This is a genomic window from Lentzea indica, from assembly GCF_012184385.1.
Taxonomy (GTDB): domain Bacteria; phylum Actinomycetota; class Actinomycetes; order Mycobacteriales; family Pseudonocardiaceae; genus Lentzea; species Lentzea indica.
On sequence record NZ_VSRL01000063.1, the window covers coordinates 1 to 18,335 of the forward strand.

15 protein-coding genes and 2 pseudogenes are annotated in these 18,335 nt (G+C 68.0%); 9 read left to right on the plus strand and 8 right to left on the minus strand.

Going from position 1 to position 18,335, the window contains the following annotated elements:
- Positions 1-495, minus strand: a 495-nt coding sequence (locus FXN61_RS18925) for a metal-dependent transcriptional regulator (protein WP_167975382.1), incomplete at its 3' end; no start/stop codon positions are given.
- A gap of 78 nt (positions 496-573) precedes the next feature.
- On the opposite strand from FXN61_RS18925, the pseudogene FXN61_RS18930 reads away from it, so the two are divergent.
- A pseudogene (locus FXN61_RS18930) lies at positions 574-1,427 on the plus strand (sulfurtransferase).
- A 33-nt stretch (positions 1,428-1,460) separates the two neighbouring features.
- Here FXN61_RS18930 and FXN61_RS18935 read toward each other — a convergent pair.
- On the minus strand, positions 1,461-2,075 hold the full coding sequence (locus FXN61_RS18935) for a DUF3558 domain-containing protein (protein WP_167975383.1): 615 nt from the start codon (positions 2,073-2,075) through the stop codon (positions 1,461-1,463).
- Positions 2,076-2,257: 182 nt separating this feature from the next.
- Here FXN61_RS18935 and FXN61_RS18940 point away from each other — a divergent pair.
- The 6 genes and pseudogenes from FXN61_RS18940 (at position 2,258) to FXN61_RS18965 (ending at position 11,947) form a co-directional block, all read left to right on the plus strand.
- Positions 2,258-3,429 (plus strand): annotated as a pseudogene (locus FXN61_RS18940) (acetoin utilization protein AcuC).
- Between the two features lie 4 nt (positions 3,430-3,433).
- Complete coding sequence (locus FXN61_RS18945; RefSeq protein WP_167975384.1) at positions 3,434-6,067, plus strand: bifunctional acetate--CoA ligase family protein/GNAT family N-acetyltransferase; 2,634 nt, start codon at positions 3,434-3,436, stop codon at positions 6,065-6,067.
- Between the two features lie 145 nt (positions 6,068-6,212).
- Positions 6,213-7,046 (plus strand): glutamate ABC transporter substrate-binding protein, encoded by an 834-nt coding sequence (locus FXN61_RS18950; protein ID WP_167975385.1) that lies wholly within the window; start codon positions 6,213-6,215, stop codon positions 7,044-7,046.
- 31 nt (positions 7,047-7,077) lie between these two features.
- Complete coding sequence (locus tag FXN61_RS18955) at positions 7,078-7,845, plus strand: GntR family transcriptional regulator (RefSeq protein ID WP_167975386.1); 768 nt, start codon at positions 7,078-7,080, stop codon at positions 7,843-7,845.
- 38 nt (positions 7,846-7,883) lie between these two features.
- Complete coding sequence (locus FXN61_RS18960; protein WP_167975387.1) at positions 7,884-11,453, plus strand: ABC transporter substrate-binding protein; 3,570 nt, start codon at positions 7,884-7,886, stop codon at positions 11,451-11,453.
- Positions 11,454-11,554: 101 nt separating this feature from the next.
- Positions 11,555-11,947 carry a hypothetical protein gene (locus FXN61_RS18965; protein ID WP_188135236.1) on the plus strand — a complete coding sequence of 131 codons (393 nt, stop codon included), beginning with the start codon at positions 11,555-11,557 and terminating at the stop codon, positions 11,945-11,947.
- A 71-nt stretch (positions 11,948-12,018) separates the two neighbouring features.
- Here FXN61_RS18965 and FXN61_RS18970 read toward each other — a convergent pair whose 3' ends face one another.
- The 6 genes from FXN61_RS18970 to FXN61_RS18995 all read right to left on the minus strand — a co-directional run bounded on the left by FXN61_RS18970 (position 12,019) and on the right by FXN61_RS18995 (position 16,826).
- The gene (locus FXN61_RS18970) at positions 12,019-12,510 is read right to left on the minus strand and encodes a hypothetical protein (protein ID WP_167975388.1); all 492 of its coding nucleotides are present in this window, start codon (positions 12,508-12,510) and stop codon (positions 12,019-12,021) included.
- The gene (locus tag FXN61_RS18975) at positions 12,503-13,087 is read right to left on the minus strand and encodes a hypothetical protein (protein WP_167975389.1); all 585 of its coding nucleotides are present in this window, start codon (positions 13,085-13,087) and stop codon (positions 12,503-12,505) included. The genes FXN61_RS18970 and FXN61_RS18975 overlap by 8 nt, the downstream gene beginning before the upstream one ends.
- A 70-nt stretch (positions 13,088-13,157) precedes the next feature.
- The gene (locus FXN61_RS18980; protein ID WP_167975390.1) at positions 13,158-14,336 is read right to left on the minus strand and encodes an RtcB family protein; all 1,179 of its coding nucleotides are present in this window, start codon (positions 14,334-14,336) and stop codon (positions 13,158-13,160) included.
- Between the two features lie 10 nt (positions 14,337-14,346).
- Positions 14,347-15,024, minus strand: a complete 678-nt coding sequence (locus FXN61_RS18985; protein WP_167975391.1) for a hypothetical protein — start codon at positions 15,022-15,024, stop codon at positions 14,347-14,349.
- 48 nt (positions 15,025-15,072) lie between these two features.
- A complete protein-coding gene (locus FXN61_RS18990) occupies positions 15,073-15,873 on the minus strand; it encodes an ABC transporter permease (protein WP_312877844.1) in 801 nt (266 codons plus the stop codon).
- Positions 15,870-16,826 carry an ATP-binding cassette domain-containing protein gene (locus FXN61_RS18995; protein ID WP_167975392.1) on the minus strand — a complete coding sequence of 319 codons (957 nt, stop codon included), beginning with the start codon at positions 16,824-16,826 and terminating at the stop codon, positions 15,870-15,872. Before FXN61_RS18995 ends, FXN61_RS18990 begins: the two co-directional genes overlap by 4 nt.
- A 99-nt stretch (positions 16,827-16,925) precedes the next feature.
- On the opposite strand from FXN61_RS18995, the gene FXN61_RS54375 reads away from it, so the two are divergent.
- Positions 16,926-17,759, plus strand: coding sequence for a flavin-containing monooxygenase (locus FXN61_RS54375; protein ID WP_223165508.1), 834 nt, complete (start codon positions 16,926-16,928; stop codon positions 17,757-17,759).
- Positions 17,660-18,244, plus strand: a complete 585-nt coding sequence (locus FXN61_RS54380) for a flavin-binding monooxygenase-like family protein (protein ID WP_223165509.1) — start codon at positions 17,660-17,662, stop codon at positions 18,242-18,244. Before FXN61_RS54375 ends, FXN61_RS54380 begins: the two co-directional genes overlap by 100 nt.
- Positions 18,245-18,335 lie beyond the last annotated feature (91 nt).

Here is an 18,335-nt window from a genome sequence, read left to right on the forward strand (position 1 = left end):
GACGCGGCCGCCGCCGCGGCGGGCCACCTCGTCCACGCGCACCAGGTCTGCCTCGGCGGGCGGGGCGGGCTCGCCGTCGCCCATCTTGTCGAGGCCGGGGATCGGGTTGCCGTAGGGCGAGGTGGTGGGGTTGCCGAGCAGCTTGATGAGCTTGCGCTCGACCGCCTCGCTCATCACGTGCTCCCAGCGGCATGCCTCGCTGTGCACGTGCTCCCACTCGAGCCCGATGATGTCCACGAGGAGGCGCTCGGCGAGCCGGTGCTTGCGCATGACGGCGATCGCGAGGTTGCGGCCCTGCTCGGTGAGCTCGAGGTGGCGGTCCTCCGCCACTATCACCAGGCCGTCGCGCTCCATGCGGCCGACGGTCTGGCTCACCGTCGGTCCACTTTGGCCAAGGCGCTCGGCGATGCGGGCGCGCAGTGGCACTACGCCCTCTTCTTCGAGCTCGTAGATCGTGCGGAGATACATCTCCGTGGTGTCGATGAGGTCGTTCACACCCGCTCCCCTTCGTATGGCGTCAATGGTAGTCGTGCCGGGGGACACAGGTGTCCGCGCGGGTGCAGGATGTGAGCCGTGCATCCCTTGATCACTCCTGAGGCCCTCGCCGACGCGCTGAGTGCGCGACCGGCCACCGTCGTGCTGGACGTCCGGTGGCGTCTTGGCGGGCCACCCGGACGCCAAGACTACGAGGTCAGCCACGTGCCTGGCGCGGTGTACGTGGATCTGGACACCGAGCTGTCCGCCCCGCCGGGTGTCGGCGGCAGGCATCCGCTGCCGGATCCGGAGCGGTTGCAGGAGGTGCTGCGCCGCGCGGGTGTGCGCGAAGGCGGCCAGGTCGTGGCGTACGACGCGGGGGACGGTTCGGTCGCCGCGCGGGTGTGGTGGCTGCTGCGGTGGGCCGGATATGGCGAGGTCGCGGTGCTGGACGGCGGGTTCGCCGCCTGGGAGGCGGCCGGCTTGCCGGTGACCGCGGAGGTGCCGCCGGCCCTGACGGGTGACGCGGCTGGGGACGTTGTGGTGCGGCCTGGGCACATGCCCGTGCTGGACGCGGACGAAGCGGCGGCGCTCGCTCACGAGGGTGTGGCTGCTCGACGCGCGGGGCGGCGGCTCGGTACCGCGGCGAGACCGAGCCGGTGGACCCCAAGGCCGGGCACGTTCCGGGTGCGCTCAACGCGCCGTCGACCGGGCATGTCGGCGCGGATGGGCGGTGGCTCGGCGAGGCGGAGCTGGCCGAGCGGTTCGCGGGCATCGGGGTGTCGGGTGACGTGGCTGTTGGTGCGTACTGCGGGTCCGGTGTGACCGCCTCGTCCGTTGTGCTGGCGTTGGAGCTTGCCGGGATCACGTCGGCCGAGAAGCCGGCGGCGCTGTACGCCGGGTCGTGGTCCAACTGGTGTGCGTTGGACCGGGAGGTTGCGACGGGCGGTTGACGCGGGCGAGCCGCGGCGTGCCGGGCTGCTGGGTCAGGCGTTCGGGATGCGTTCGAAGCCCTGGGTGGCGAGCTTCAGGGCGGTGGCGCAGGTGTCGATTTCCTCGATCGCCAGGACGCTCACGGAGAAGGCCGGGGTGATGACGTCCGGGTCGTCGGTCAGCATGACGGTGACCTGGCAGTCCTCCTTGGAAGCGCTGACCTGCCACGCCGTGTTGCCGCCGATCTCGATCTGCTTCTTCTCTCCGTCCTGCTCCGCCACGTCGGGAACCGTGACCATCTGGGTGATGACGGTGGACGGGCCGGTGGTGCTGTGGATGCAGCCACCGTCCGCTGAGGACTTGCCGCCGGTGGCGGCCTCGATGTCCGCGGCTTTGAGGACGCCGCAGGTCTCCAGGCCGGTCGCCTTCTTCTTGGTGGTGATCTTCACATCGCCCGGTTTCTGGGCGCTGGGGTCCGCGGGCTTCGTGACGGAGGTGCTGGCCGGCGGCTTCTTCGAGGTCGAGGTGCGCTCGGCGGGTTCGGGGGCCGCGTTGGTGTCGGCTGTCGCGGAGCCCTTGACCTGTTCGCTGCAGCCTGTGACGGCGGCGAGGGTCAGGCCCAAGGACAGGCCCAGTGCGAGGAGAGTGGCCGCTGGTCGCAGGTGCATGTCGCCTCTGACCCTTGTTCGGTGAGATCGGTTCCGGGGTCGGGTCCCCATGTTCGTGGCCGGCAGGGTGCGCCGGCGAGGAGGGACTGTAGGCGGCTCGGGGGCCGTGGGCACGGGTCGCGGCCGGCCGGCTACCAACACGTGATCACCGGTTGGGCCGATCGGTGGGTAGGTTGCTGGCCATGGGTAAGGCAGCCGCTGTTGTCTGGGACAGGTCCTTCCTCGGGTACGACCTGGGTGGCGACCATCCGCTGAATCCTGTTCGGCTCGACCTGACGGTTCGGCTCGCCACGGCGCTCGGGGTGCTTGAGGGCGTCGAGTTGCGGTCGCCCGAGGCGGCCAGTGACGAAGAGATCGAGCTGGTGCACCGGCCGGGGTATTTGAGCGCCGTGCAGGCGGCGCCCACGGCCGGGTGGGACGTCGGGCACGGGCTGGGGACACCGGACAACCCGGTGTTCGAGCGGATGCACGAGGCGTCGGCGTTGGTGGTCGGCGGGTCGCTGGCGGCGGCTCGGGCCATCGCGTCGGGTGAGGCGGATCGGGCGATCAACATCGCCGGCGGGCTGCACCACGCGATGCCGGACAGTGCGGCTGGGTTTTGCGTTTACAACGACTGTGCGGTGGCTATTGAGTGGTTGTTGCGCAACGGGGTGGAGCGCATCGCGTATGTCGATGTCGACGTGCATCACGGCGACGGGGTGCAGACGGCGTTCTGGAACGACCCACGGGTGTTGACGATCTCGGTGCACCAGCATCCGATGAGCCTGTGGCCGGGCACCGGGTGGGCCGGCGAGGTCGGTGCGCGGGAGCCGAGGGGAGTGCGGTCAACGTGCCGTTGCCTGCGGGGACGCGAGACGGTGCCTGGTTGCGGGCGTTTCACGCGACGGTGCCGGCGCTCCTCAAGGCGTTTCGGCCGCAGGTGCTGGTCACCCAGTGCGGTGTGGACACGCACAAGGAGGATCCGCTTGCCGACCTGGCCTTGAGCGTGGACGGGCATCGGGCGATCTACCAGGCGTTCCGGGCGCTGGTGAACGAGCACGGGTACAAGTGGCTCGCGCTCGGCGGTGGCGGGTACGAGCTGCTCAGGGTCGTGCCGCGGTCGTGGACGCATCTGCTCGCGACGGTGCTGGATCGCGATGTGGACCCTGACCGGCCGTTGCCGGCGGATTGGGTCGCGCATGCGACACGGATCGCACCTGGCTGGCCTTTGCCTGCGTCGATGACGGATGGATGCGACCCTGTGCACCAGCCGTGGGGCGGGGACGCGGAGGAGCCGGTGGACAAGGCGATTCGCGACACGCGTCGTGCGGTGTTCCCCTTGCACGGACTTGATCCCGACGACCCCAGGGACTGACAACGTGCCAGAACAAGACGCTGGCAGAGACCCGTTCGACTTCCCGAGGCACTGGGAGGCGGACGTCGTCCTCAGTGACGGCGGCACCGTTCACCTGCGACCGATCACGCCGGACGACGGTGAGAAGCTCAGGGAGTTCCACGGCAGGCTGTCCGAGCGGACGCGGTACTTCCGGTACTTCGGGCCCTACCCGCGGATCCCGCAACGGGACCTCGAGCGGTTCAGCACGGTCGACCACCACGACCGGGTGGCGCTCATCGCGTTGCTGGGCGACGACATCGTCGCCGTCGGGAGGTTCGACCGGCTCCATCACGGCGAGAGCGCCGAGGTGGCGTTCGTCGTCCAGGACGGGCATCAGGGGCGCGGGCTGGGCAGCATCCTGCTCGAACACCTCGCCGCCGCGGCCAGGGAGGTCGGGCTGGCGCGGTTCGAGGCCGAGGTGCTGGCCGAGAACGGGCAGATGGTCCGGGTGTTCCGCGACGCCGGCTACCAGGTCAGCAGGGCGTTCGAGGAGGGCGTGCTGCACCTGGAGTTCGCGATCGACCCCACCGACGAGTCCGTCGCTGTCGCCAGGGCCCGCGAGCAGGCCGCCGAGGCACGCAGCGTGCACAACCTGCTGCATCCCAGGTCCGTCGCGGTCATCGGCGCCTCCACCGACCCGACCAAGATCGGGCACGCGGTCCTCAAGAACCTCCTCGAAGCCGACTTCAACGGACCCGTCTACCCGGTCAACGCCGAGCACCGCGCCGTCAGAGGCGTCAGGGCCTATCCGACCGTGCTCGACATCCCCGACGACGTCGACCTCGCCGTCGTCGCCGTCCCTGCCGCCAGCGTCGACGAGGTCATGGACGGGTGCCTCGCCAAGGGCGTGAAGGCGCTCGTCGTCGTCTCCTCCGGTTACGGCGAGACGGGTCCGGACGGTCTGTCCGCCGAACGCAGACTCGCGGCCGAAGCGAGAGCGCACGGCATGCGCGTCGTCGGCCCGAACGCACTGGGCGTGCTCAACCTCGACCCCAAGGTCCGCCTCAACGCGAGCCTCGCCCCGATACTCCCGGAACGGGGCCGCGCGGGCTTCTTCTGCCAGTCCGGCGCCCTCGGCACGGCCATCCTGGCCAACGCCGCAGGCTGGGGTCTCGGCCTGTCCACGTTCGTCTCGGCGGGCAACCGCGCCGACGTCTCCGGCAACGACCTCCTGCAGTACTGGGAGACCGATCCGGCCACCGACGTCGTGCTGCTCTACCTGGAGTCGTTCGGCAACCCGCGCAAGTTCGCGAGGCTCGCGAGGCGGCTCGGGCGCACCAAGCCCATCGTCGCGGTGAAGTCCGGCCGGCACGCCGTCGTGCCCGGCCTCGCCGCCACCGCCGCGAAGGTCGACGAGGCGAGCGTGCAGGCGCTGTTCGAGCAGGCCGGCGTGATCCGGGTCGACTCGCTGGCCCAGATGTTCGACACCGCGCTCCTGCTGGCCCACCAGCCGCTGCCCAAGGGCAAGCGCGTCGCCGTCGTCGGCAACTCCACCGCCATCGGCCTGCTCGCCGCCGACACATTGCTCGCCCAGGACCTCGACCTCGCGGGCGACCCTTTCGACGTCGGTGCCCAGGCCACGCCGGAGGAGTTCGCGAAGGCGGTGAAGGAGGCCCTCGACCGCCCCGACACCGACGCCCTCGTCGTCGTGTTCGTCCCGCCGATCGCGGTCCCCGGCACCGCCTACGCCCGTGCGCTCAAAGAAGCCGCACACCGCACGAAACCGATCGTCTCCACGTTCCTCGCGGTCGAGGGCATTCCGGAAGAGCTCAAGATGCCGGGGAAAGGCTCGATCCCCAGCTACGCCAGCCCCGAACGCGCCGTGCTCGCGCTGGCCCGCGCCATCCGCTACGCCCGCTGGCGTGCCGCACCCCAGGGCAACTTCGTCCGGCCGGAGGGCATCGACACCGCACGAGCCCGGTCCATTGTGGACGGCACAGAAGCCGAACTCAGGCTCGACGACCGCAAAGCCGTCGAGCTGCTGGAGTGTTACGGCATCGACGTCGTCCCGTTCCGCATCGCCAACAGCGCCGAGGAGGCCGTGCGGGCCGCCGACGAGCTCGGCTACCCGGTCGCGATGAAGGCCACCAGTGAACGCCTCCGTCACCGCACGGATCTCGTCGGTGTGCGGCTCGACATCGCCCAGCAGGAATCGGTCACGGCCGCCTACCACGACCTCGCCGCGCTCTCCGGCAAACCGGGCGTGTACGTGCAACGCATGGCGCCCAAGGGAGTCAGCTGCGTCCTCGGCCTGCAGGACGACCCGAGCTTCGGCACGCTGGTCTGGTTCGGACTGTCAGGTCTGGTCAGCGATCTCCTCGGCGACCGCGCCTACCGGGCAGTACCCCTCACCGACACCGACGCCGCGGAACTCGTTGCCGCACCGAAGGCCGCACCGCTGCTCACCGGCTACCGCGGCGACGAACCCGCGGACCTGAAAGCGCTTCAGGACCTGATACTCCGTTTGGCGGCACTGGCGGAGGACCTTCCGGAGGTGCGATCGCTGAAGCTCGAGCCGGTTCTTGCTTCTGCCGCAGGGGCTTTCGTCAGCAGTGCCCGCATCGTCATCGGGCCGCCTCCGTCCCTGCACGACGCCGGTCCGCGTCGCCTTCGTTGATCGGTTACCTCAACGATTCTGTTGTCTCATTCACTCCGAGGTATGGACATGCGTCCGATCGCCGCCTAGGTTTCCGGCATCGCCGAGCAACGCTGCCTCAGTTGCGTCGGCGCATGCCCGTGGAACCATGCTGTAAGAGGGACGAATGACGCCGAGAGCGCTACTCCGCCTGGTGGCGACAACATGTGCGGCCGTGCTTCTCCTCGCCTCGTGCGCGGGTGGTGACGAGTCCACGATGGTCGGCAAGGTCAACGCGAACGACCGTATGACCATCGCCGTGTCGTACGACCAGCCGGGCCTGTCGGTGCGCAGGCTCGACGGCTCCTACCGCGGATTCGACATCGACGTCGCCAAGTTCATCGCGAAGGAACTGGGCGTCAAAGAGCAGAACATCGTCTGGAAGGAAGCGCAGACCGGCAACCGCGAGACGCTGCTGACCAGCGGTGAAGCCGATCTCGTCGTCTCCACCTACTCGATCACCGACAAGCGCAAGGAGACGATCGACTTCGTCGGGCCGTACTTCGTCGCGGGTCAGGACTTGCTCGTGCGCGTGAACGAGAGCCGCATCGACGGCCCCAAGTCGCTCAACGCGAGCCTGCGCCTGTGCTCCAGCGCGGGCTCCACGTCCGCCGCGTACGTGAAGGACCAGTTCGCGAAGGACGTGAACCTCGTCGAATACGCGAAGTTCAGCGACTGCGTCACCGCGCTGCTGGCCGACAACGTCGACGCCGTCACCACCGACGACGTCATCCTCGCCGGTTATGCCGCCCAGAACCCCGAACTGCTGCGGGTCGTCGGCGACCCGTTCAGCAAGGAGGAGTACGGCGTCGGCCTGCATCGTGACGACCCCACCAGCAAGGCGAAGGTCCAGGCAGCGCTGCAGAAGATGATCGACACGGGCGCCTGGCGCAAGTCGCTGGAGGCCAACATCGGATCTTCCGGCTACAAGATCCCCGACCCGCCCAAGCTCGCGCCCTGATCACACAGGGCGTGACGTAGGCTCACGCCACGTGAACCGCGTCCCGCCGCACCGCGCTGATCGACCCGTTCGCGCGGGGATTCCAGAACACGGCCGAGTTCCGCGCTACTACGCGGTCAAGGCCGAGCTGTTCGACCTCGTCGAGACCCTCGGCGAAGGCACCGTCCTGCCGTCCGAACGCGAGCTCGCCGAACGGTTCTCCGTGTCGCGCGTCACTCTCCGCCAGGCCGTCAGCGAGCTGGTGCTCGAAGGCTTGCTCATCCGCCGCCAAGGCAGCGGCACGTTCGTCGCGCCGCCGAAGCTCGTCCAGCCGTTGTCGCTGGTCAGCTACACCGAGGGCATGCGCCGTCAGGGCGTCGAGCCGAACCGCACCGTGATCACGGTCGAGGAGTTCGGCGCCGACGATGGCCTGGCCCGCGACCTGATGCTCGAACCCGGCGACCCGGTCATGCACCTGGAACGAGTCCTGCTCGCCGACGACGAACGCATCGGCCTCGAGTCGACGTACCTGAGCCTCGGCCGCTTCCCGGACCTGCTGGACAAGCTCGACCCGGCAGGATCGCTCTACGCGTGTCTCACCGAACGGCTCGGCGTGCGCTTCGCCGAGGCCGAGGAACGCGTCGAGACGGTGCTCGCCACGCCCCGTGAGGCACTGCTCATCGGCACGAACCCCGCGCTGCCGATGCTGCTGCTGCACCGCGTCTCCTACGACGTCGACGGACACCCGATCGAACGCGCCCGGTCGCTGTACCGCGGTGATCGGTTCAGCTTCGTCGCCAGGCTGCACGCGGACCGTTAGGAACGGAACAGAATCGGTCTCCGAAGCGTCTGAGGATCATGGCGCTGGAACCGGAGATCGGGCTCGTCGGCAGGGACGACATCACCGCACTGGTGGAGTCGTTGGTGGAACGCCGCCCGAAGAACCCTCTCCCGGTGATCGTCGCGTTCGGCCCTGGCGGCAGCGGCAAGACGTCGCTGCTCGACCACGTCCGCCGGCGCTACCGCGACGCCCCGACGGCCAAGGTCGACCTCGACAAGGCCGGTTCCCGCTCCTGCAAGGACATCCTCGACGTCGCCGCCGAACAGCTGCGGTCCTACCAACACGCCGAGTTCGGCCGCATGCGGCTGCCGCGCTACGACCTCGCCCGCCTCGCGCTGCACCCGGAAATGGACATCGGCACGGGGGACGATCCGCACCACCGCGCCCGTGAGCTCGCCGCCAAGCAGATGACTCGGCTCGTCGCCGTCGCCGACGCCGCCGAGGTCGTCGAGATGCTGCCGCCGGCACAAGGCATGGGGAAGGTGCTGCGGCCGCTTCTCCTGTGGCTCATCGGGCTCGCGGTCGTCGCGCCACGGCCGTTGCGATGGCTGCTGGGCGGGCCGCGGGTCGCGAGTGCGTTGCGGTGGTTCGAGAACTACGTCGGCAAGGAGCTCGAATCGGGTCACCGCCCGAAGTTCGACGCCGCACTCGTGCACACGTGGAGCCTCAACCGCGCCGGCGACACGCTGGAGATCGACCGCCTGCTCGTCGCCGCGTTCCTCGCCGACATCACGGCCGCCTACCGGTTTCGCGGCTACCGCAGGATGAACAGCCTGCTGCTGCTCGACGGCGCCGACCTCCTCGACGGCATCGACTCCTACCTGCCGCCGAAACGGCCACGACCCGCCGCTCGCGCCACCGACTTCCTGAGCCTGCTCGCCGAGCGGCGCGTCAAGGAGCCGCACGTGCCGCTGCTCGTCATCGCCACCAAGCAGTCCGCGCCCGTGCTGCCCGATTCGGCACCGTCGGTGTTCAAGCCGATACGCCTGGAGCCCTTCACGCTGGCGCAGACCCGGCAGTTCCTGGCCGAATGGAACCGCACCCGCAACAGCACCGTCGAGTCCGAGGCGCTCGTCGAGGAGCTGCAGGAGGTCACGCACGGCCACCCGCTCGCGGTGCGGCTCGCCATTCAGCTCGTGCAGTTCGTGTTCGCGCGCGACCAGGTGCTGCCGTCGGTCCGTGCGGTGTTCGACGAACGACTGCCGGTCGACGAGGCCACAACGTTCCAGGACGCCACGGTCGGCGACTACCTGCTTCTCCGCTTCTTCCAACGGATTCCGGGCACGGAGGAGATGCCGGAACGCGAGGCCGCGCGCGAGATCTTCGCCCGCCTCGCGGCCCCGCGACTGCTCGACCGGCACGTGATCCGCGCGCTGCTGCCCGCGTCGTGGTCGGCCGAGAACATGCGCGCACTGCTGGCACAACTCAGCTTTGTGAGCCAACAGGGCGACAACTTCGTGCTGCACCCGCTGTTGCGTGACCTGCTCGCGCGCAGACTCCGCGAGGTCCCAGAAGACCAGGCGTTCTCACACCTGAACGTCCATCGGCTGCTGAAGGATCGCTACGACAGCCTCGGCCAACGCGAAGACGCGCTCTACCACGCACTCGCGCTCGGCGAAGTCCACCTCGTCGCGCATCGGCTGCGCCCACACGTCGACGAACGCAGCGACCGCTGGATCGCCGAGCTCGCCGCCATCGCCGAGGCTCCGATGCCGCCGGGCGAGGGCGAGCCGGACCTCGACGAGGAGCCGCGCACGTGGTGGGAGCGTTTGAGGACCGGCACCAAGCTCAACCTCCACCGCCGCTACGACCGCGTTGTGCGCCCGGAGACAGGGTTGCTGGAGGACGCCGTCATCGCCACCTGGGAACTGCGCTCCCGCAGCCGGATCGTCCGTCCGACGGTCGAGATGTACGACCGGGTCCTGCGTACCCACCAGGAACTCGACGGCGCCGAGGAACGCCTGACCGCTTACCGCACGATGAAACGCGCACTCGAACACAACACGCCCGCGTCTCCACCGGCGTCGTTGCCGCGCCCATCGACTGTCGGAAGGTATCCGTATCCGCGGCGCTGGCCCGGACGCAACGCGTTGCGGCGCGGCGCCGTCTATCTCGTCGTCGTGCTGCTTGTGTTGTACGGCGCGGCTTTCTACCTCAAGAGCAGCAACCACTGCTTGCGCTACGGCATTCTCGAACCCGGCGAGCTCGTCGCGGACCTCGCGGGCAAACGTCCGTACCTGTCCGAAATGGACGGCGTGCAGTGCGTTGGTCTCAGCGAGAAACCGGGCCGGTTCGCTCACGGTGACCCGGCGTCGCAGAACAACGACGACGCAGAGGTCGAAGAGCTGGCGAAGCTCATCGCGGAGGAGAACGACCGCGCCGCCAAGGTGAAGGACCGCCATGTCGTCACGATCGTCGTCGCCACGATGCTCAGCTCCGGCGAGCGGGTGAAACGCGATCTGTCCGCGGGCGTGAACGAGTTGCGCGGCGCCTATCTCGCCCAGCGCGACTGGAACCAGCTGGACGGGCTCGGCCGCAACCCGTTGGTACGCCTCGTTCTCGCCAACTTCGGCGGTGAGTCGGTGCACGCCGCTGAAGTCGCCGAGCAGATCCGCGCTTACGCCGAGCGTGACCCGTCGGTGATCGCCGTGACCGGCCTCGGGCAGAGCCGCGAGACCACGCAGTCCGCGCTCGCCGTGCTGGGTCCGTCGAAGGAACGGCCGACGGGCATCCCGATGGTGGGCTCGTCGTTGTCGTCGACGAGCTTCAGCCAGAAGCCTTACTTCTTCCGCGTCGCTCCCTCCAACGATCGCCAGGCTCAGGTCGCCGCCCGCGTCATCGAGCGCACCGAAGCGTTGCGCGGCCGGCCGTTGCACCTCGTGCGCAGCCCGGGGGACGAGTACAGCTCGGATCTCGCAGACGAGTTCCAGGAACTGCTGAAGCCCGAACAGCACGACTACGACGAGACGGCGAACGCGGTCGCCGCCCAGCTCGGCCGAGTGGTGACGGAGATCTGCCAGAAGTCGCCGAACCCGCTCATCCTCTACACGGGCCGCACCGCGGAGGTCGGCGGGCTGCTGACCGAGCTGAGCCACAGCCACTGCACCGACCCCGTCGTGTTCGGCGGGGACGATCTCACCCAGCTGGAGACGACGAACTTCACGGATCTGGAAGACATCAAACGATTCGCCGACGGCAGGCTCTACTTCACGACGTTCGCGTGGACGCCGGGCCGCGAACCGATTCCCCCGCCGACGCAACAGTTCTTCACCACCTACGAAGCCGCGCAGAAGCGGCATGCGAGGCGGGCATTCCTTTCGGGCCCCAACGGACACGTTCTGCTCGCCTATGACGCCGTCAGCGTTGTCGCGCGCCACACCCCCGTTGGGGCGTCACGAGAAGAGGTGTTCAAGAGGCTGCGCACTTTGCGTGACTTCCCCGGCGCGTCCGGGAGGCTGACGTTCGACCGCCCCGGCGCGAGCGACACGTCCGGCGCCGATCCGGCCGGCAAGCTGGTCGTGGGCCAGATCGTCAAGCTGGACAACGGTTTTCTCGTGTCTCGATACGTCGCGCACGAGGACACGTGACGGTGCGGCGAAGTGACTGCGGGTCACCGGACCCCGTGCGGCCACAGGAAGATACCGCCCGTTCGCACTCGTTTCCCGGTCAAGTCGCGGAGGTACTGTTGATGGCACGAACTCAGGATGTCCGCGACGGTGCGGAGGAGCGGGGGTGTGCCGTGTCCTTCAAGGCGGAGTTCCTCGCTGAACTCGAGGATTGTCTGCGCGGCTACGGCGCGGTCCCGGTGAGCAATCCCGACGCACTCGCGTTGTTCATCGAGTTCGTGCGAGCTCTTCCGGACAGCGATCAGAAGCTGCGCTGTCTCGAAGGCGTGGATCAGGGTTCCGGGTCGTTCTGGAACAACCCGGCGGTGTGGTGGGAGCAGGTGCCGCGGTTCGGTGCGGGTCTGCCGCGATGCGGATCGGCGGAATGCCGGAAGTTGCTGGACGACATGCTCGACGAGGCCATCAGCGACGAGATCGACGTGCTGGAGATGGAGATCCGCGAGCTGCCCAGCTAGTCACGACATGCCTGCCGGCGCCGCCAACCTGTTACGGCCACGGCGCCGGGGCGCATGATCGAGCACAGCGGTTATTTGACGGCCACGAGCGACTTGAACAGTTCCCGATAGCGGTGGAGAGCCAGTCGCAAGTCCTCGGTCTGTGGATCACCGTTTCCCTTGAGCTGCTCGGTGAGGGAGCGGTGCCGGGAGGTGAGCTCCTCGATCGCCCGCTTCACGAGGTCGTCCGCCTTGCGGACGGCGGCCTTCGGGTCGTCGACGAACTCGTACTGCACGGCCTGCCACTCGTCCTCGAGCTTGCTGGACGACCGCTGCTCCGTGCGCTGTGCGTCTGGTGTCCGCTCGGTCTGTGACGTGCGCTCTGCGTGTCGCTCCGTTTCCGGCGTGCGTTCGGCCTGCGACGTGTGCTGCTCCGCGTGCCGCTCCGTCTGCGTCTGTGTCTGTGTTTGCGGTGTGCGTTCGGGTTGAGCCGTGCGCTCACCGCGTTCGGTCTGCTGCTCGGTCTGTTGCGGCCGAGCCGAGGTGGGCGTGGGAACAGCCGCGTGGGTGGGTGCCTCAGACATCCGTCTTCTCCTTCCGCACGGCCTCACGGTCCTTGCTCGGAGCCGCACCGTGTTCGAGCAGGTCGGTGAACAGCTCGCGGTAGTGCACCATCGCGGTGCGCAAATCCTCGGTGCTCGCCTCGCCGATCTCCTGGCGTTCGGAGATGTCGTGCGCCTTGCGGTAGTGCTCCAACGTCCGCGCGTGTTCGACGGACAGCACGCTCAGCTGCGCCTCGTAACCCTCGGTGGGATAACCGCGCTCGGCCATCAGATCGGTGACCAGCCGGTCGGCGTCCGAGATCGCCTTCTCCGGCGAGTCGACGAACTTCGCCTGCACGCCGGCCCAGTGCCGCCGGTAACTCTCCTGTGCCGAAGGGGAAAGCGGCTTCAGGTCGAACTCGCTGTGGCGGTGTTCCCGCTGCGCGAGCTCCTTCTCCGCGGCCGTTCTGCTGTCGCTCTGCTCGACCGCGTGGTCGTACTCGGGGCCGAAGCGATCGCGCAGCTTCTTGCGCTGCCAGGCGGGCCTCACCACGAACGCGAGGACCACCAGCACCACGAGAACCGCGACCACCAGGCCGATGATTGCGCCCGTTGACATGGAAAAACCTCCAAGACAGGCCAAAGACTCTGCTGTCCTGGAGGCTTCCCGTGTTTCCGAAGGGGAAACATCAACCCTTGATACAAACCACCTGCTTGAGCTTCGCGACCACCTCGACCAGGTCGGACTGGTTCGCCATCACGGTGTCGATGTCCTTGTAGGCGCCTGGGATCTCGTCCACGACACCGGCGTCCTTGCGGCACTCGACACCACTTGTCTGGGCGGCGAGATCCTGCTCGGTGAACGTCTTGCGAGCCTTGTTGCGCGACATCCTCCGGCCGGCGCCGTGCGACGCCGACTCGAACGAGTCAGGGTTCCCGAGCCCGCGCACGATGTACGAGCCGGTGCCCATGGAGCCGGGGATGATGCCCAGCTCACCTCGTCCGGCGCGGATCGCACCCTTGCGGGTCACCAGCACGTCCTCACCGAAGTGCGTCTCCTCCGCCACGTAGTTGTGGTGACAGGAGATCGGCTCCTCGAAGAGGATCTGCGGGAACTCGGCGCGCATCACGTCGCAGACCAAACGCAGCATGACCGCGCGGTTACGCCGCGCGTAGTCCTGCGCCCAGTACAGGTCGTGCCGGTACGCCGCCATCTCGGGCGTACCCGCGAGGAACACGGCGAGGTCCGGGTCCGGCAGCTCGGCGTTGTGCGCGAGCGTGCGCGCCACCGAGATGTGGTGCTGCGCCAGCTCGTTGCCGATGCCACGCGACCCCGAGTGCAGCATGACCCACACGCGCTGGTCGGTGTCCAGACACACCTCGAGGAAGTGGTTGCCGCCGCCGAGCGTGCCCATCTGGTGCAGTGCCTTGTCGGCGCGCGCCTTCACGGCAGGCGTCAGGTCGTCGAACTTCCTCCAGAACGCCGCCCAGTCGGACGCGTCCCTCTCGGTGAACGCGGTCGCCCTGTGCTGACCGAAACCGACCGGGACCACGGCCTCCATGCGGGACCGCAACCCGCGCAGTGTCTCCGGCAGGTCGCTCGCCGTGAGCGAGGTGCGTACGGCGGTCATGCCGCAGCCGATGTCCACGCCGACGGCCGCGGGGGAGACGGCGTCGCGCAACGCGATCACCGACCCCACCGTGGCGCCCTTGCCGTAATGCACGTCCGGCATCACGGCGATGTGCTTGACGGCCCACGGCAGCGCGGAGATGTTCTGAAGCTGGCGCATGGCGAACTCTTCGACCTCATCGGGCCGAGTCCACATGCGGATGTCCACGTTCTGGCCGCGGACCACGGTTGCTGCCATGGGTACGAGGTTAGGCTGCGTTTTGCTTGATCCACAAAGGAGTTTCGGCTTCGGCACCGACGAACTCCCACGTTCCCTTGCGCACCTTGGCCTTGCTCATGTCGCCGCCGAGGTTCGTGACGAACGCCCGCACCGTCGGCAGGTCGTTGACGTCCGCGATCAGGATCGCCTTGTCCTGCAACGTGACGCTGCCGCCGCCGAGCTTCTCGCGCGCGACCGCGTCCTTGAGCAGGCCTTCGCGGACCTGCTTCGCGGTGATGCCGTCGACCTCGACCTGGATGGCGTCGACCTTCGGAGAGTTCGCGGGCAGGAAGCGGAACGTCAGCACCGACTCCTGCCTGAACTGCTTGCTGATCGTCGAGGCCGTGTGGCGCAGGCTCTCCTCCCCGAGGGTGACGTCGAACTTGCGCGAGCGTTCGAACGTCGTCTGCTGAAGTTCGCTCGACCAGAACACACCGTCCAGCAGCGTGGAGCGGGTCGTGACGCCGCCGTTGGCGAACACGATGCCGCGGACTTCGCGGTCGAACTTGACGAGCCTGTCCTGCAGGCGCGGGTCGGCCGGATCGGTGATGATCGCGGTGTTGTTCGTCGCGAAGATCTCCGGGCACGGCAGCGGTGCGCCCGCCGCCGTGCCCGTGGGGATCGTGAACGCCAGCACCGACGTGACTGCCACGAGAAGCTTTCGCATGCCGCACAACGTATGGCTCCGGCGTGAACTGGGCATGTGGAATTCCGCTCAGCGGGCCACCGCGCGCTTGTACTGGTAGTTGGCCAGCGGCACGAAGATCAGCAGGAAGATCACCACCCAGCCGAGCGAGGCGAGCACCGGGTGCTGCAGCGGCCAGACGTCCGGTGGAGGCGACAGCGGGGAGGTGTTGCCGAACAGCTCACGGGCGGCCGCCGTGACCGCCGACACCGGGTTCCACTCCGCGATGTGGCGCAGCACCGCGGGCAGCCTCTCCGACTGCACGAACGTGTTCGCGATGTAAGTGATGGGGAAGATGAAGATGAAGCTGGCGTTGTTGAACACCTCGGGACTGCGCACCAGGAGCCCGATCCAGGCCATCGCCCACGAGAACGCGTAGGCGAAGAGCAGCAGCAATGCGACCCCGGCGAGTGCCTCCAGCGGTGAGGAGCGGATGCGCCAGCCGACGATCAGGCCGGTGACCATCATGATGACGATGACCAGCGCGTTGTTCACCAGGTCGGAAGTCGTGCGGCCGACCAGGACGGCGGAGCGCGCCATCGGCAGCGAGCGGAACCTGTCGATGATGCCCTTGGTGATGTCCTCGGCGAGACCGCTGCCGGTGATGGTGGCGCCGAACAGCACGGTCTGCGCGAAGATGCCTGCCATCAGGAACTCCCGGTAGTCCATGCCCGGGATGTCGATCGAGCCGCCGAACACGTACGCGAACAGCAGCACGAACATGATCGGCGCCGCGGTCGAGAACACCAGCAGGTCCGGCACTCGTTTGATCTTGATCAGGTTGCGCTTGGCGACCACAGAACCGTCGGCAAGTGCTTGCAGCAGCTTCACTTCTTGTCATCCCCCTCGGCGTGGTGGCCGGTCAGGGCCAGGAACACGTCGTCCAGCGTCGGCCGGCGCAGTCCGATGTCGAGCACCTTCACCGACTCGCCGTCCAGACGCCGGATCGCCTCCATCAGCACCGCCGATCCGCCCGCGACCGGCACGGTGAGGTGGTGCTGGCGTTCGTCGGACTCCATCGCGCCGACGGCGAGATCGGCGAGCGTGGACCTCGCCGTGCCGAGCTCGGCGGGCGTGGCGACGGAAAGCTCCAGCCGTTCGCCGCCGACCTGGTCCTTGAGCTGGTCGGCGGTGCCTTCGGCGATCACCTTGCCGTGGTCGATCACGGCGATCTGGTCGGCGAGACGGTCGGCCTCCTCCAGGTACTGGGTGGTGAGCAGCAACGTCGTGCCGCCTTTGACGAGCTCCTCGATCACGTCCCACATGCCCAGGCGGGAGCGCGGGTCGAGGCCCGTCGTCGGTTCGTCGAGGAACAGGACGCTCGGCTTCGCCACGAGCGCGCCCGCGAGGTCGAGCCTTCTGCGCATGCCGCCGGAGTAGCCCTTCACCGGGCGATCGGCGGCGTCTTCGAGGTCGAACCTGGCGAGCAGTTCGCGGGCCCGTTCCCGGCTTCTCACACGGCCGAGGTGGTACAGGCGGCCAACCATGTCGAGGTTCTCGAACCCCGTCAGGTTGTCGTCGACGGCGGCGTACTGGCCGGAGAGGCCGATGCTCTTGCGTAGTTCGTTGGCTTGCTTGCGGACGTCGAGCCCGGCGACACGTGCTGACCCCTCGTCGGCGTCGAGCAGGGTCGTGAACACCCGCACCGCCGTCGTCTTGCCCGCGCCGTTGGGACCGAGCAGCCCCATGATGGTGCCTTCAGGCACTTTGAGGTCCAGGCCGTTGAGTGCGACGACCGACCCGTAGCGTTTGACCAGGCCTTCGGCCACGATCGCGTCTGTCATGCGGGCATCATGGCCTTCCGGTCTGACAATTTCGTCCGATTTTGCGTCCTGGCATCGGGTGATTGACAGGCGGATTGAACGTGAAAATACTTCAGTGTCATGGACCGCGTGTGCGTCATCGGGGCAGGCTCTTCCGGCATCGCCGCATGTCAGGTGCTCAGTGCCCGCGGCATCGAGTACGACTGCTACGAGACCGGATCCGAGATCGGCGGCAACTGGCGCTACCTCAACGACAACGGCATGTCGTCGGCCTATCGATCGCTCCACATCAACACTTCACGGCAGATGATGGAGTTCAAGTCCTTCCCGATGCCCGCGCATCTGCCGGTCTACCCCTCGCACTTCCAGATCGCCGAGTACTTCGACGACTTCGTGAAGCACCACGGGTTCCGCGACCGCATCCGGTTCCGAACCGAGGTGACCGGCGTTTCCGTCGCATCGGGTGGTTATTCGGTCACTACGCGCGATCGCGATACGGGGGAGGAGGTTTCGGGCACTTACCGTTCAGCGATCGTCGCGAACGGGCACCACTGGTCGCCGCGGATGCCCGAACCCGCGTTTCCCGGTTCGTTCGACGGCGAAGAGCTGCACGCGCACTTCTACAAGACACCCGAGCGTTTCGCGGACAAGAAGGTGCTGGTTCTCGGCATCGGGAATTCGGCCTGCGACATCGCCGTCGAGTCGTCGCGAGTCTCCGCCCGCACGTTTCTGGCGATGCGCCGCGGCGCGCACATCATGCCCAAGTACCTGTTCGGCATGCGACCGATCACCTCACGACCTCGCCGCTCGCCCGGTTCGCGCCGGCCTGGCTGCAGGCGTTGTCCGTCCGGGCGATGCTGCGGCTGGCGCGCGGCAAGCTCTCCGACTACGGCCTGCCCGAGCCTTCGCACGGCATCCTCGCCGCCCACCCGACGGTGTCCGACGACCTGCTGACCCGTCTCGGGCACGGCGACATCACGGTGAAACCGAACGTTGCGCGGTTGGACGGCTCCGGAGTCGTGTTCGCGGACGGCAGCCGTGAGGACGTCGATGTGATCGTCTACTGCACCGGTTACAAGATCGACTTCCCGTTCCTGGACGCTGCCGAGTTCACGGCTGTGTCGTCCGCCGACAACGAGGTGTCGCTGTACCGGCGGGTCGTGGATCCGGCGCATCCCGGGCTGTACTTCCTCGGCTTGATCCAGCCGCTCGGGGCGATCATGCCGCTCGCCGAGGCCCAGTCCGAGTGGATCGCCGACCTCGTGACCGGTCGTGCTGCGCTGCCGCCGGTGCCGGAGATGAAGGCGGAGATCACCGCTTACCGGGAGTCGCTGCGGAGCCGATACGTGAAGTCGAAGCGGCACACGCTGGAGGTCGACTTCCTCGGGTACCAGCGTGAGCTGCAGGAGGAACGCCGCGCCGGCGCCGCCCGTCGGTAGGGTCCCCGGCAGCGTCGTGTCCGATCTGGACCATCAGACGGTTCGCAGGTCGCTGACACGATCGTCCGATCGGTCGGGTTGCCGATCGTCC

Coding starts and splice junctions, on each gene's coding strand:
- FXN61_RS18965 (WP_188135236.1), top strand. CDS start 11,555: ATGGCACGAACTCAGGATGTCCGCGACGGTGCGGAGGAGCGGGGGTGT.
- FXN61_RS18935 (WP_167975383.1), bottom strand. CDS start 2,075: ATGCACCTGCGACCAGCGGCCACTCTCCTCGCACTGGGCCTGTCCTTG.
- FXN61_RS18995 (WP_167975392.1), bottom strand. CDS start 16,826: ATGACAGACGCGATCGTGGCCGAAGGCCTGGTCAAACGCTACGGGTCG.
- FXN61_RS54375 (WP_223165508.1), top strand. CDS start 16,926: ATGGACCGCGTGTGCGTCATCGGGGCAGGCTCTTCCGGCATCGCCGCA.
- FXN61_RS18985 (WP_167975391.1), bottom strand. CDS start 15,024: ATGCGAAAGCTTCTCGTGGCAGTCACGTCGGTGCTGGCGTTCACGATC.
- FXN61_RS18980 (WP_167975390.1), bottom strand. CDS start 14,336: ATGGCAGCAACCGTGGTCCGCGGCCAGAACGTGGACATCCGCATGTGG.
- FXN61_RS18960 (WP_167975387.1), top strand. CDS start 7,884: ATGGCGCTGGAACCGGAGATCGGGCTCGTCGGCAGGGACGACATCACC.
- FXN61_RS18950 (WP_167975385.1), top strand. CDS start 6,213: ATGACGCCGAGAGCGCTACTCCGCCTGGTGGCGACAACATGTGCGGCC.
- FXN61_RS18975 (WP_167975389.1), bottom strand. CDS start 13,087: ATGTCAACGGGCGCAATCATCGGCCTGGTGGTCGCGGTTCTCGTGGTG.
- FXN61_RS54380 (WP_223165509.1), top strand. CDS start 17,660: ATGCTGCGGCTGGCGCGCGGCAAGCTCTCCGACTACGGCCTGCCCGAG.
- FXN61_RS18970 (WP_167975388.1), bottom strand. CDS start 12,510: ATGTCTGAGGCACCCACCCACGCGGCTGTTCCCACGCCCACCTCGGCT.